Source organism: Shewanella sp. 10N.286.51.B7, assembly GCF_002873615.1.
GTDB lineage: Bacteria > Pseudomonadota > Gammaproteobacteria > Enterobacterales > Shewanellaceae > Shewanella > Shewanella electrodiphila.
In genome coordinates this window covers 88182-102139 of sequence record NZ_MCUF01000024.1, presented here as the reverse complement: position 1 = coordinate 102139, position 13958 = coordinate 88182, and the positions used below count along the sequence as shown (strand labels likewise).

The following is a 13958-nucleotide window of genomic DNA, read 5'->3' as shown; positions in this document are numbered from 1 at the left end:
CATGGAACGTCGCGAATTTATCAAAGGACTCGGTGCCAGTTTAGTGATGTTAAGTAGTGGAGTATCGACATCAGCACTAGCAACCGATATCAAAACCAATAAAAAGAATCTAGTTTGGGTCATGCTTAGAGGCGCTTTAGACCCATTGCACACTGTAGTTCCGATAAAAGACGACAACTTACTCACGTTACGGCCTACTCTAGCTAAGAGCGTGATGAAAAGTGCCTTAGCATTAGATAACCAGTTTGGGCTTAATCCCGCTTTAACTCATTTACATAAATGGTACTTAGACAAGCAATTACTGCCTATTGTCGCTGTATCATCAGGTTATGAAAGTCGCTCACATTTTGATGGTCAAGATTACCTCGAAAGCGGCGGTAATTTAAATAACTTAGATTCTGGATGGTTAGCGAGATCTTTAAGTGGTCTTTCTAATTCTGCTATAAGTACGAGTAAATATAGTAAACAAACTTCATCAGCGATTGCGATTGCCAATAGTACGCCAATTAGCTTACGTGGAAGCAACGCTGTTAACACCTGGTACCCAGCAAATATCAAAGCTGCAGATGACGATATTTATCGTCAATTAAATAACTTATATCAAGATGATAAAAGTTTACTGCAGAATTTAACCGATGGGTTAGCACTTCAAGACACTGCCATGATTGATGATAGTAAAAAAACCAGTCGCAAATTTATCGAGTTAGCAAAAGCATGTGGTAATTTCTTAGTAAAGAGTGATGACATTGATTGTGCCATGTTGGAAATGGGTGGCTTTGATACTCACAACAATCAGCATAAGCGTTTATTGAAACAGTTAACTGAATTAGACAGTGGCTTAGCAGCCTTAAAGTCCTCTTTGGGTTCTCAATGGGATGACACTGTTGTGATTGTAGCGACAGAGTTCGGTCGCACCGTAAAAGAAAATGGCACTCAAGGAACCGATCACGGTACAGGCAGTGCAATGTTCATTGCTGGTGGCCAGGTAAAAGGCGGTAAAGTATTAGGTGATTGGCCGGGTCTTCAAACTGAGCAACTATTTAAACAACGTGATTTACAGCCAACAACTAATAGTTTTAGTTGGATAGCCAGTATATTGAAGCAACATTGGCAGTTAAGCGATGACGCCATCGCAAAAGTCCTTCCCTTACATAAGCCATATAGTAATCAAATAATGATGTAAAAATATGCGATAAGTTTTCAATCCCTACTTACATACCAAGAGCAAAATACTAAAAAGCCTGACTATCATATTAAATAGTCAGGCATTTTTACCATTCACTTCAAAGCCAAATCTTTATGAAGTGGCTTTAATGATGTTAACTCTAAGCTTTAAGCGCTGCATCAATCATAACTTGTGCTTGACTGATTATTTCAGCAAGGTGATCTTCACTTATGAAGCTCTCTGCATATATTTTAAATAGCGCTTCGGTGCCAGATGGACGCGCTGCAAACCAACCATTTTCAGTCGTCACTTTAATACCGCCAATTGCCGCGTTGTTACCTGGCGCATGTGACAAAATAGCAGTAATAGTTTCACCTGCAAGCTCTTTGTCAGTAAAACTGTCGGAAGATAGCTTTTCAAACTTGGCTTTTTTCTTCAAGCTGATCGGGCTATCGATGCGAGTGTAAAAGCTTTCACCAAACTGTTCAGTAAGTTCAACATAACGCTGCGCGGGTGTTTTACCGGTTACGGCCAAAATTTCAGCGGCAAGTAAGGCTAAAATAAAGCCATCTTTATCGGTACACCAAGTGCTACCGTCTTTATTTAAAAATGCAGCGCCTGCACTTTCTTCACCACCAAATGCAATTGTGCTATTTGCCAAGCCGTCCACAAACCATTTAAAACCAACTGGCACTTCTAAACATTGACGATTATGAGACTGACAAATTCTGTCAATAATCGCACTTGATACTAATGTTTTACCAATGGCTAAATCTGCAGACCAACCTTGGCGATATGTCAGCAAATAATCAATTGCTACAGCTAAGTAATGATTAGGGTTCATTAATCCAAAACCAGGACACACGATTCCGTGACGGTCGTAATCTGGATCGTTACCCACACAAACATCATAACTTTCACTATGAGCTAACAAACCCGCCATCGCATAAGGGGATGAACAATCCATGCGGATTTTGCCATCTTTATCCAATGTCATGAAACCAAATGACGGATCAACTTTTTCATTAACTAAGGTAATATCTAAACCATGTTGCTTAGCAACATGTTCCCAGTAATAAATACCTGAACCACCTAATGGGTCAACACCAATACGTATTTTAGCTTTAGCAATGGCTTCTAAATCAATCACACTAGATAACGCATTGACGTAAGGCGCGATGAAATCAACCTCATCAATCCAACCTGAATCGAGCGCAACGCCATAATTAACTTTCTGCACACCAGATAGCTGTTTAGCTAAATATTGATTCGCTTTTGCTTCAATTTGTTTGGTGATATCAGCTTCCGCTGGACCGCCATGGGGAGGATTGTATTTAATACCGCCATCTTGTGGCGGATTATGTGAAGGGGTAATAATTAACCCATCAGTTAATTCCCCACCATTTGCATTAGCTGCAATAATGGCTTGAGATACAACGGGTGTAGGGGTGAATCCATCGTCTTTTTGAACTTTCACAGCGACTTGATTAGCTGTCAATACTTCAAGTACTGACATATAAGCTGCGTAAGACAATGCATGAGTATCAAAACCAACAACCATAGGCCCTTTTATGCCAGCTTGTTGACGGTAATCAACTACGGCTTGAGTGATTGCCCAAATGTGGTTTTGGTTAAAACTCGACTTTAATGCACTGCCGCGATGTCCAGATGTACCGAAAGTGACTTTCTGTTGCACATCTTCAACGTTGGGGGTGATACGATAATAATAACTCATCAATTTGGGTAAATTGATCAAATCCGTTTGTAACGCCACCTTTCCTGCTCTATTGTGAATCGCCACCCATGTTCTCCCTATTTAGATTTTAAATTCTTTCTGAAATCGATTGTGCCAGTTCTTCATTACAACCTAATTGCAATAACACTTCTGATAAAATAGTGCGCTTTTTAGCGGTGTTATTATTGGTTGTCACCCAGTAACCGCTCTCGCCAATTTCTTTTGGATTAGCTGATTGGCTTGCTGATAATAACTCAGCCTTAGAACGGGCAAAATAAAGACGCCCGCGTCCTTGGATTTTTAAGATTTGTTCAAATGTCTTAGGTGTTAATGCAGACAATGATTCCAACAAGAACATAAATCGCCCTACTGCACCTTTTTGTTGAGCAAGCATATGTTCATGCACAACATCTTTAAAATCGACATCAACATTTTCACTAGTGTCTATGAGATTTTCAGCTTCAGCAACTGGAACTTTTTCTTCTTTAACTTGAACGTTAGCAACTTGATTGTTTGTAACCGGCTTTATTTCAATGGCGTCATTGGTAGATTCTAAACTAGGGTGACTAATAGCAAGAGGCTCTGCAGGTTCTGATGTTTCAACAGAAAGGTCTAACAATCGGCGTAATATATCTGATGCGCTTTCACCGATACGTTCCGTTTTGCTTGCAATATAACGATAGAGTTCTTCGTCTATCTCAATATATTTCATATTAGTCTGCTTCCTTTGGTCTTAAAAAACGAATGCCGCCTAATGCTGTTAATCTTTTTTGTGCACTTCTTTTAATAAGATGCTGAATAATGGCGGCTAAAGGATCGATTTTGATCGATCAAATTAATTATTACAGTCTACCCATCTGTCGCTGTAGGTTAAAGAGCTAAAGTCACTAAATCGTTCATAATTAGTCAATTTCATTAAATCAATTTGCTGGTGGATTGTTTAATGAACATTTGTTTCAAGAAAAAATCACATCAAGTGTTGAAATTTAAGTTAATTTACAGGCAAAATCACCGCCTAAATGATAGTGACAACGGATAAATATTCAATGCATTTTGTTTCATCAGGCGAAGGCCAAGCAGTAATTTTAATTCATGGCTTATTTGGTAATTCAGACAATCTCAAAAACCTAGCCAGTGCATTAGAACAAAACTACCAAGTCATTCGTGTTGATTTGCCCAATCATGGCAATAGTAAGCATTGGCATTCTATGGATTATCCAAGCCTAGCTCAGGAATGTGTTGAGCTTTTACAGCAATTAAAATTATCTGAGGCGCATTTTGTCGGTCATTCCATGGGGGGTAAAGTGGCCATGGCGTTAGCTTTATTGCACCCTGAAATGGTCACGAGTTTGGTCGTTGCTGATATTGCCCCTGTCGCATACAGCCCACGCCATCAAAAAGTATTTGCCGGATTAACAAGTTTACCGTTAGCAAATGTTACTTCACGAAAATTTGCTTTAGATCACCTCACTCACGCAGACATTGATCTTGGTACGGCACAATTTTTACTTAAAAATTTACAGAAAACCGATAATGGTTTTGAATGGAAAATGAACTTAGAAGGTTTAATCGAAAATTACCCACATATTATTGGTTGGGACATGCCTGATGCTGTATATCCAAAACCATGTTTTTTCATTCGGGGTGGTGACTCTGAATATGTATTGGCGGAACATACAAGCGCCATTATGAAACAGTTTCCACAAGTAAGCGCAAAAACAATCAATGGCACAGGCCATTGGTTACATGCACAAAAACCTCAAATATTTAATCGTTTAGTGGTTGAATTTATTGATAAGCACCAAAGTTAACTAGCATAAGGCTCAGTTAGGTCGGCATCTGTGTAAATTTAAAAAAATGAACTCTGCAGATATAGCCCACGTATCATCATTGTGGTATATTCCCGCCCTCTTTTAGCCTTAAAGTAAAACTGAAGGTAAAAACATGTTGAATCAATACATGGATCAAATTGAGACTCTCGGTCTAAACTTGTTTTTTGCTTTAATTTTTTTCTTTATCGGCATGGCGATTCACGATGTACTCAAACAAGGCAAAGTGCCTAAGTTTGGTCGATATATCGTTTGGTTAGTATTATTCCTTGGCTGTGCCGGGTTTGTAGCAAAAGGTATTATTCAGATGACCTGGGAAGGCTCAGGCATCGGTTAAACAAAACGATGGCAAAAGAATCAACAGACAGAACAACGATTGACTTGTTTGCTTCTGAAAAACGTCGTGGACGTCCAAGAAGCAATCCCTTAAGTCGGGAACAACAGTTAAAAATCAATAAGCGTAATCAGATCCAACGGGATCGCGCTAATGGATTAAAACGAATAGAGTTAAAGGTGTCACAAGTTTTGTATGACGCCTTGAACGAACAAGCATTGGCCAGTAACATCAGCCGTAGCCAGTTAATCGAATTAATCCTGCAACAACAAATCGACAACTGAACCATATTTTATAATTCGCAAAGCGAAATAGATATTTAAAGGATAGCAAATGGCAACTGTAGGTCTTTTTTTCGGTAGTGACACTGGTAATACCGAGGCTGTAGCCAAAATGATCCAGAAGAAACTGGGTAAGCAAATGGTTGATGTGAAAGACATCGCCAAGAGCACTAAAGAACAAATCGCTGAATTCGATTTAATTTTATTCGGTATCCCAACTTGGTATTACGGTGAAGCACAATGTGATTGGGATGACTTTTTCCCAGAACTTGAGCAAGTAGACTTTACTGACAAGTTAGTCGCAATCTTCGGTTGTGGTGACCAAGAAGATTATGCTGAATACTTCCTTGATGCTATGGGCATGGTTGGTGACATCGTTTCTGCACGTGGTGGCATTATCATTGGTAACTGGCCAACTGAAGGTTATGATTTTGAAGCTTCTAAAGGCTTAGTCGATGATAAGCATTTTATTGGTTTAGGTATCGATGAAGATCGTCAACCTGAATTAACAGAAGAGCGTGTAGACGCTTGGGTTAAACAAATTTACGAAGAAATGTGCTTAGCAGAGTTAGAAGACTAACCACATATCTCATCAGTTATCGGATATCAGTTCGATAGCTTGAATAAAAAAAGCGGCATTAGCCGCTTTTTTTGAATCTAGTTTTTAAATTTAATTGTAGAAGCCGGTTATTCTAATTGCTTATTTAAGTTGCTTATTTAAGTTGCTTATTTAAGTCAATTTTTAAATTCGATATTAGAATTAATTTTTACAATCCATAACACCTAATTGCTAGAAAGAGCCAATGGCAGCAAGTTTACAAACTACAACTTCAGTACAAAGGAAACGCTATATGACAAGCTTGAGTGATTCATTTACTCAAAACCAAGCAACACACTGGGATATCTTTTGTGCTGTGGTTGATAACTATGGTGATATTGGTGTTACTTGGCGTCTAGCAAAACAGTTAGCAGCTGAATATCAAATTGACATTAACTTGTGGGTCGATGACTTACAAAGCTTCTCACATATTTTACCAGAGCTAGATTGTAAACTCTCAAAGCAGCGCTTTTTTGGTGTGAATATTTTACAATGGAACACCCCTCTGGATATACCTTACATTCCTGGTTCACTATTAATAGAAGCTTTCGCCTGTGAATTGCCCTCATCAGTAATCGACATAATTGAATCGCAACATAAAGCGCATCAGACAATTGAGCCAAATAGCAGTTTAGCAAATAATGTCAGTGAACCACCTGTATGGATAAACCTTGAATACCTTTCGGCTGAAGATTGGGTTGATGGATGCCATGGTCTGCCCTCAATGCAAGCAAGCGGCATTAAAAAATATTTCTACTTCCCAGGATTTAGTCATCACAGTGGTGGATTAATCTGTGAAGAAAATTTATTTAACCAACGTGATAGCTGGCAATCGGATGATAAAAATAAACTAGCCCTGTTTAAGCGGCTTGGTTTAACCGGTATTAATGTAAATGATTACGTTATTAGCGTTTTTAGTTATGAAACTGACGCGCTAACCGCTTTATGCCAGTATTGGATTAATGCAGCTAAGTCTGAAGTTAACACCCAAAAGATACATGCCTTAATTCCCATGGGTAAGAGTCTGCATAGTATTATCAGTTTATTAGGTGTGTCGTTCGACACTATAAAAGCAACCCAGCGATTCTCTATGGGTAATTTGACCATACATATATTGCCCATGACTGATCAGACTGAGTTTGATCGTCTTTTATGGAGCTGCGATTTTAATATCGTTCGCGGTGAAGACTCATTTTTAAGGGCGCAATGGGCAGCAAAACCATTTATTTGGCACATATACCCACAAGAAGATGATTATCATCTAGTAAAATTACAGGCTTTTGTTAATATCTACAGCCTGAAACTTGAAAATGATATCGCAAATACTTGGTCTAAAACCAATTTTGCTTTTAATCAGCAAGATACCAATGTCGTTGAACATTGGCAGCAACTCATTTCAGCACAATTGCCACTGCAGCAGCATGCTAAAGATTGGCCGGTTGATGCTAAAAAGGATGCAGATCTCGCTTCACGACTGGTTGAATTTGTGAAAACCAGCTAAGATACTGCGCAATTAAAAATTAATACCTAAAAATAGGAATAAAGTAATGAAAACTGCTCATGAACTCCGTCCTGGTAACGTGATCATGTTAGATGGCAGCCCATGGGTTGTTCAGAAAACTGAAACAACTCGCTCTGGCCGTAACGCTGCAATCGTTAAAATGAAGCTTAAGCATGTTCTACAAGATTCAACCACTGAAACCACCTTCAAAGGTGATGACAAGATGGAAGATATCATCCTAGAACGTTTAGCATGTACTTATTCTTACTACGCTGATCCAATGTACGTATTCATGGATGCTGAGTACAATCAATATGATGTTGAAGCTGATAACTTAGGTGATGCAGCTGCTTATATCGTTGACGGTATGGAAGAAGAGTGTTCAGTAACTTTCTACGAAGGTAAAGCTATCTCTGTTGAGTTACCAGTTACAATCGTACGTGAAGTGACTTACACAGAACCAGCTGCTCGTGGTGATACTTCAGGTAAAGTAATGAAGCCTGCGACTATTACTGGTGGCGGTACTGTGACTGTTGCTGAATTCGTAAAAATTGGCGACATGATTGAAATTGATACTCGTACAAACGAATTCAAAAAGCGCGTTTAATCCACGCTTTTTAGATCTAGATTACGATATGTATAAAAAGCCAGCTCATGCTGGCTTTTTTTATTGTTTTTAATTGGTTAAAGCCAATTTGAGTTCATAAGAGACAACATCTACCCAACAGCCCTTTCGAAGATTAATAAACTACCCAGTTGCGAACGTACAGAATTAAACTTCACCGCAAGTGTTAATAAAACATCGCCACAGTATAAAACGCTGATTATTGCAAAAAACCTTATAAAAAAACCTTTAAACTAAAGGTTAAATTCGTTATTGTTCGCAGACTTAAGTCGTAATTAGTAATGTTGAGGCAAGTATGCGCCCTATAATCAAATCCAATAAACTCGATAGCGTATGCTATGACATCCGTGGCCCTGTACATAAAGAAGCTCGTCGTCTTGAAGATGAAGGACATCGAATCTTAAAGCTTAACATTGGTAATCCGGCCCCATTTGGATTTGAGGCCCCTGAAGAAATCGTTCGCGATGTGATTTTAAACTTGCCGAGCGCGCAAGGATATTGTGAATCTAAAGGCTTGTTCTCAGCCCGTAAAGCGATTGTGCAGCATTATCAGGCTCAGGGCATCCACGGTATTGATATAGAGGATGTCTATATTGGTAACGGCGCATCAGAGCTTATCTGTATGGCACTGCAGGGCTTACTAAACACTGATGATGAAGTATTAATACCATCACCTGATTATCCTTTGTGGACTGCTGCTGCAAACCTTGCAGGTGGTAAAGCGGTTCATTATCGCTGTGACGAAGAGTCAGATTGGTTCCCAGACTTAGAAGACATCAAAAGTAAAATCACCTCCCGTACTCGCGGTATTGTGATCATTAATCCAAATAACCCCACTGGTGCGGTATACAGTAAAGAGTTGTTATTAGATGTGATCGAACTTTGTCGCCAACATGACATCATTTTATTTGCCGATGAAATTTACGACAAAATTTTATACGATGACGCAGTACACACCCATGCGGCGTCGCTTTCAGACGATATTTTGACGGTTACTTTTAACGGCCTTTCAAAAGCATATCGCGCCGCAGGTTTCCGAGTTGGCTGGATGGTACTAAGCGGAAATTTAAAGTCTGCTGCTAATTACATTGAAGGGTTAGATATGTTGGCCTCAATGCGTTTATGCTCGAATGTGCCCAATCAACATGCCATTCAAACTGCATTAGGCGGTTATCAGAGTATTAATGAGTTAATACTGCCAAATGGGCGCTTAACAGCCCAACGAGATGTATGTTTTGATGCACTTAATAGTATTCCTGGAATCAGTGTTAAAAAACCAAAAGGCGCCTTGTACGCATTCCCTAAGTTAGACATGAAAAAATTTAACTTGCGCGATGATGAACGATTAGTGCTCGACCTATTGAAATCACAAAAGATTTTATTAGTACAAGGAACGGCTTTTAACTGGCCAGAACCAGATCATGTTCGAGTGGTGTTCTTACCACATAAAGAAGACTTATCTAAAGCGCTCACCGACTTTGGTAACTTTTTAGCAGATTATTCCCAATAAACCACAGAGATTAAGTTGGTAGTACAACCCATTAAACCAAAAGCCACTCAGTTCTCTAAGTGGCTTTTTGTTGTCATATGCGCTTAATTTTATTCTTGAGGCGTTATAAACTGCAATCGTTAATCATTACAATGCTTAATCATTACAAAAGCGGACTAAATAGATAAAAGACTTGCTCAATAAAACGTTTATACATAGGACGTTGCTGCCACTCTTCATCGGTTAAAATATCTGAGTCATCCATATAGGCTTGTACAAGTTGCCCTAACCTTGCGGCGAATTTGACATCATCCACAGCTAAGGTTAATTCAAAGTTTAACCATAAGCTGCGCATGTCCATATTCACAGTACCAATTAAGCAGTGCTCCTCATCTATCAGCACTGACTTGGTATGTAATAAACCACCATTAAATTGGTGAATCGTCACTCCTGCTGCTAATAACTCTGTAAAAAAGGAGCTGCTAGCCCATTTCACCATAGTAGAATCATTTTTACGTGGAATGATGATGTTAACATCCACTCCTCGTAATGAAGCTGTCACTAGCGCATCTAGCAATTGCTCGCTGGGAACAAAGTAAGGAGTCGTAATAATAATTTTATGTTCAGCTTGATACAGACTTTGCAATAATACTTGATGAATAACTTCTTCCGGCATACCAGGTCCTGACGGGATAGCCTGAACTAAAGAGGATGTATCAGTACAATGCGCCTCTGGCGGCATTTCCGGTAAAATTCGCTCATTAGTTTCAACTTCCCAGTCCCAAGCACTTACAGTATTCATAACCGGCACAACTGGGCCAGTAATTCTAACCATAATGTCAATCCACTCACCTACACCATCAGATTGTTTAAAGCATTTGGGATCAACTAAATTCATAGAGCCGGTATAACCAACCGTGTTATCTATAACCACTATTTTACGGTGCAAGCGTAAATCCATTCTTCTAAAAAACATTCTTAGTGGGCTAACTTTCAATGCAGCAACAACATTAATCCCAGCATTTCTCATTTTTGAAGGCCAAGATGATTTGAAAAACAAACGACTACCCGCAGCATCTAGTAGTAGCTTAACTGAAACACCTCTGTTTGATGCATTGATGAGTGCTATAGCAACCTCATCTGCTAGTCCTCCAGGATGCCAAATATAAAACTCCATATCGATGAGCGATTCGGCATGATTAATATCACTAATAATCGAGTTCAGTATTTGTTCAGGTGTTTGTTGCAGCGCTATTTCGTTTGCTGTTAACGAAGGAATATTTAATTGCACATCACATAATTTACTTATCGAACTCGCATAATCACTTTGACGCTCAGGTTGATGTGCGTTGTGCTGATATAAAGCTGAAAACCAATCAGCATAAGGTTTATACATGGCTTTAGAACGGCTAGAACGCGCTCTACCAAGGTGTAATTCACCAAATAATAAGTAAGCAATAACCCCCACAAAAGGCAGGAAGTAAATAATCAATAACCACGAAAAAGACACCCCAACACTTCTGCGTTTAATCACAATGCGCGTTGCAACGCCGCCCAGAATTAACCAATAAAGGAAAACACCGAGCACTGCAATTATTTGGGTTATTTGATCCATAGGTATTTGATTCGCCCTAAGCTTTATAGTGAATTTGTTATAAATTAATAGTAGAGTTTGATTGTACTGAATATTCGATCAAACGTCATAATTTGCGTAGCTTTATAGGTGCTATTCTATTTAAAGTGCTAATAAACATCACAATAATAAGGTCTTTATTATTAAACGTGTCATATATCCTTTATTGTTCATCATCATAATCGGCACCTTGTTGTCTTATATGTATGTAATTTCGACGTTTAATGGCCAACCGGAGATAATGATGAGTGAACAGCCGCCTTTTTTTGTATCTCAGTGCTCTAGTCAGTCTTCTGAATCTGCCCCGATTGATAGACAAGGTAAACTAAACGTTGCTGTTTGGAATATTTATAAACAGCAGAAAATTGATTGGCAGCCTGTACTAACAGAATTAACCCAACAAAACGACTTAGTATTACTTCAAGAAGCAAAGCTTAACAGTACCTTTGTTCAATATCTTGATGACCATCAGTTTCATGTATTGATGGCTAAAGGCTTCAAGTTAATGAATGTGCCAATGGGGGTCATGAATCTATCGACACAACCGGCTAATGAAGCCTGCGCCTATCAAACAACCGAGCCACTCATTCGTTTTGCTAAATCAACCTTAGTCAGCCGTTACCCGCTCTCATCAGGTGAACAGCTATTAGTCATTAATTTACATGGTGTGAATTTTGATGTGCGATTAAGTAGTTTTGAAGCCCAGTTCAAACAAATTCTGCATAAGGTCACAATGCATCGAGGGCCGGTGATTTTAGCTGGGGATTTCAATACATGGCGTGAAGGTCGGATGAATATTGTCACACAGTTAGCGCAAGGTTTACGACTAGAAGAAGCCCATTACAAAGTCGACTTTAGAAAACGCGTATTCGGGCTACCTTTAGATCACTTATATTATCGTGGTTTGCATCTAACGGGTGCTAATTCAGATAAAACCACAGCATCTGATCATAATCCGATACAAACTCAGTTCGAATTACGTTAAGTCTCTACTCGCAACTTAAAATACTTTAAAGCAAATCAGCCGCGACTCATCACAGGTAAAACGATAAAAATCCTGTTCACGGTCTTGCTTGCCAGCAAACACCATCATGGCTTTCTTATCTGTACCTTTCACTAACTCTCTTATTTGAGTTAGCCTTTGTGTAAAATTATTAAGGACTGTTTTACTCCATTCTGTAGTATTGATTTCGACAAAATAGGGGCGTAAATTCTTTTTCTTACCGTCACTTTCTTGCCACCAACCAGCTGACAGTTTCACAATAATCTGATCATCAATAATTTCTGGTTTCTCCCAGGACAAGCTACTAAAAAAGACCTTTGTCTCCGGTTTCTCAGATTGAAAACGAAATTTTTGTTTACCTATCGGGTTTTGTATTTTCTGAAAAACCTGCTGATATTGATGACCACTAATCCCAACAAACGTTAGCTCACGATCGCGATCGAAGGGAAAATTAAAATATTGGTCCACTAAGGTTTGAAAAGAACTGGTCACATAGTTTTGCTTGCTGTTAGCTCGATTGGCATTATCAAATTGTTTTTTAATCACGCCATGCTGTGCTTGTATATCACTAGCTGAACTTTTCTCTGTTTTAACTGATTTAGCAGCCGTTAAATTGAAACGATTGGGATAGGCTAATGGAAAGCCTTCATCAGTTGAAATCCTAGCCGTTTTAGCTTGTTCGCGTATTTTAGAGGTTGCTTTAGCATAACAACCAACAAGGTGTTCGCTGTTTTTACCTGTTTTAAAGTAGGGTTTACGCAGATTAACTGCTTTTTTGTATGAACATGGTATTAAACTAACCCCGCACTCGTCACATACAAACTGATAAGATTTAACGTCGTCGATTAAATACAAATCTTCATTTGTGACAGTCTTTTGTAATTCAACACAACGGGCATCATCCATCTTAGTACTCTATATTTATTCCAATAACTAAGAGTAAAGCTATGCAGATATGAGATCAAATTATAGTGTTAATTTATTGAATAAAAACAAATTGATTATCTGGCAGTTCGACTGCAACTACAGTAATGTTATAACTATAAGAGGATTACCATCTTCCGTATTCAGCGAGTCACACTCTCTAGGGGACGCATATGAAATCAAGTACTTTTATGGCATGGATCACCCGTATGCCTTTACTCGAACGCTGGGCTTTAATGCACTGCTTCCAAAAAGAAAACGTGTCAGAGCATTGCCATCAAGTCGCAGTCATCGCACATTTATTGGTTGTCATCAAAAACAAACGGTTTAATGGTAATTTGAACCCGGAAACAGCCGCCACTATTGCCCTTTATCATGAAGTCTCAGAAACCAAGCTCCAAGATATCAATTCAAATACCAAGTATCACAGCCCTGAATTTACTAAAGCCTTTAAAAAGTTAGAAGATTTAGCAGAGAAAGAATGTTTAGCCTCGCTGCCTGAAGATTTAAGAGAAGAGATGGAACCTTTACTGGTCCAGTCTGAAGTTGATCCTGAATACAAAGCCATCGTAAAAGCAGCAGATATATTGCAGGCATACGTTAAAACCATGAATGAGCTTAGGTTTAACAATGACGAATTTCATCATGTCAAAGACAACTTAGATAAAAAACTTAACGAAATACAGCAGCAGCTACCCGAAGTAAAATGCTTTATCGATATCTTTTTAGACAGTTGCACATCAACCTTAGATAAACTAACTGAAAATGATCCACATATTTAAAACCTTGTTACTTTAGCGATAACCCTTCTAACGTAATGAGCTGATGTATTAATTCACTT

At 38.8% G+C, this 13958-nt stretch carries 14 protein-coding genes; 10 read left to right on the top strand and 4 right to left on the bottom strand.

Annotated features, from left to right (window positions below; all coding sequences use genetic code 11):
* The first annotated feature begins 1 nt into the window (after nt 1).
* Nucleotides 2-1183 carry a DUF1501 domain-containing protein gene (locus BCU84_RS06420; protein ID WP_102527257.1) on the top strand — a complete coding sequence of 394 codons (1182 nt, stop codon included), beginning with the start codon at nt 2-4 and terminating at the stop codon, nt 1181-1183.
* 142 nt (nt 1184-1325) lie between these two features.
* Here the strand turns inward: BCU84_RS06420 and pgm are convergent, their stop codons facing one another.
* Complete coding sequence (gene pgm, locus BCU84_RS06415; protein WP_102527256.1) at nt 1326-2966, bottom strand: phosphoglucomutase (alpha-D-glucose-1,6-bisphosphate-dependent); 1641 nt, start codon at nt 2964-2966, stop codon at nt 1326-1328.
* Nucleotides 2967-2988: 22 nt separating this feature from the next.
* Nucleotides 2989-3612 carry a replication initiation negative regulator SeqA gene (seqA, locus tag BCU84_RS06410; RefSeq protein ID WP_102527255.1) on the bottom strand — a complete coding sequence of 208 codons (624 nt, stop codon included), beginning with the start codon at nt 3610-3612 and terminating at the stop codon, nt 2989-2991.
* Between the two features lie 334 nt (nt 3613-3946).
* Between seqA and BCU84_RS06405 the strand changes: the two genes are divergently transcribed.
* From BCU84_RS06405 to BCU84_RS06375, 7 genes are all read left to right on the top strand, one after another.
* Nucleotides 3947-4711, top strand: a complete 765-nt coding sequence (locus BCU84_RS06405) for an alpha/beta fold hydrolase (RefSeq protein WP_102527254.1) — start codon at nt 3947-3949, stop codon at nt 4709-4711.
* 133 nt (nt 4712-4844) lie between these two features.
* On the top strand, nt 4845-5066 hold the full coding sequence (locus BCU84_RS06400) for a DUF2788 domain-containing protein (RefSeq protein ID WP_102527253.1): 222 nt from the start codon (nt 4845-4847) through the stop codon (nt 5064-5066).
* A gap of 8 nt (nt 5067-5074) precedes the next feature.
* Nucleotides 5075-5347, top strand: coding sequence for a LexA regulated protein (gene ybfE, locus BCU84_RS06395; RefSeq protein WP_055023987.1), 273 nt, complete (start codon nt 5075-5077; stop codon nt 5345-5347).
* Nucleotides 5348-5396: 49 nt separating this feature from the next.
* The gene (gene fldA / locus BCU84_RS06390) at nt 5397-5924 is read left to right on the top strand and encodes a flavodoxin FldA (RefSeq protein ID WP_102527252.1); all 528 of its coding nucleotides are present in this window, start codon (nt 5397-5399) and stop codon (nt 5922-5924) included.
* 271 nt (nt 5925-6195) lie between these two features.
* Complete coding sequence (gene earP, locus BCU84_RS06385; protein WP_102527251.1) at nt 6196-7443, top strand: elongation factor P maturation arginine rhamnosyltransferase EarP; 1248 nt, start codon at nt 6196-6198, stop codon at nt 7441-7443.
* Nucleotides 7444-7489: 46 nt separating this feature from the next.
* Entirely contained in the window at nt 7490-8050 is a 561-nt protein-coding gene (gene efp / locus BCU84_RS06380; protein ID WP_102527250.1) for an elongation factor P, read from the top strand.
* Nucleotides 8051-8363: 313 nt separating this feature from the next.
* Nucleotides 8364-9578, top strand: coding sequence for a pyridoxal phosphate-dependent aminotransferase (locus tag BCU84_RS06375; RefSeq protein WP_102527249.1), 1215 nt, complete (start codon nt 8364-8366; stop codon nt 9576-9578).
* A gap of 142 nt (nt 9579-9720) precedes the next feature.
* Here BCU84_RS06375 and cls read toward each other — a convergent pair whose 3' ends face one another.
* The gene (gene cls, locus BCU84_RS06370) at nt 9721-11172 is read right to left on the bottom strand and encodes a cardiolipin synthase (RefSeq protein ID WP_102527248.1); all 1452 of its coding nucleotides are present in this window, start codon (nt 11170-11172) and stop codon (nt 9721-9723) included.
* A 157-nt stretch (nt 11173-11329) separates the two neighbouring features.
* Between cls and BCU84_RS06365 the strand changes: the two genes are divergently transcribed.
* Nucleotides 11330-12175 (top strand): endonuclease/exonuclease/phosphatase family protein, encoded by an 846-nt coding sequence (locus BCU84_RS06365; RefSeq protein ID WP_277868759.1) that lies wholly within the window; start codon nt 11330-11332, stop codon nt 12173-12175.
* Between the two features lie 15 nt (nt 12176-12190).
* Here the strand turns inward: BCU84_RS06365 and BCU84_RS06360 are convergent, their stop codons facing one another.
* Nucleotides 12191-13099, bottom strand: a complete 909-nt coding sequence (locus BCU84_RS06360; protein WP_102527246.1) for a hypothetical protein — start codon at nt 13097-13099, stop codon at nt 12191-12193.
* Between the two features lie 191 nt (nt 13100-13290).
* Here BCU84_RS06360 and yfbR point away from each other — a divergent pair, with 191 nt between their 5' ends.
* A complete protein-coding gene (gene yfbR / locus BCU84_RS06355) occupies nt 13291-13899 on the top strand; it encodes a 5'-deoxynucleotidase (RefSeq protein ID WP_102527245.1) in 609 nt (202 codons plus the stop codon).
* Nucleotides 13900-13958 lie beyond the last annotated feature (59 nt).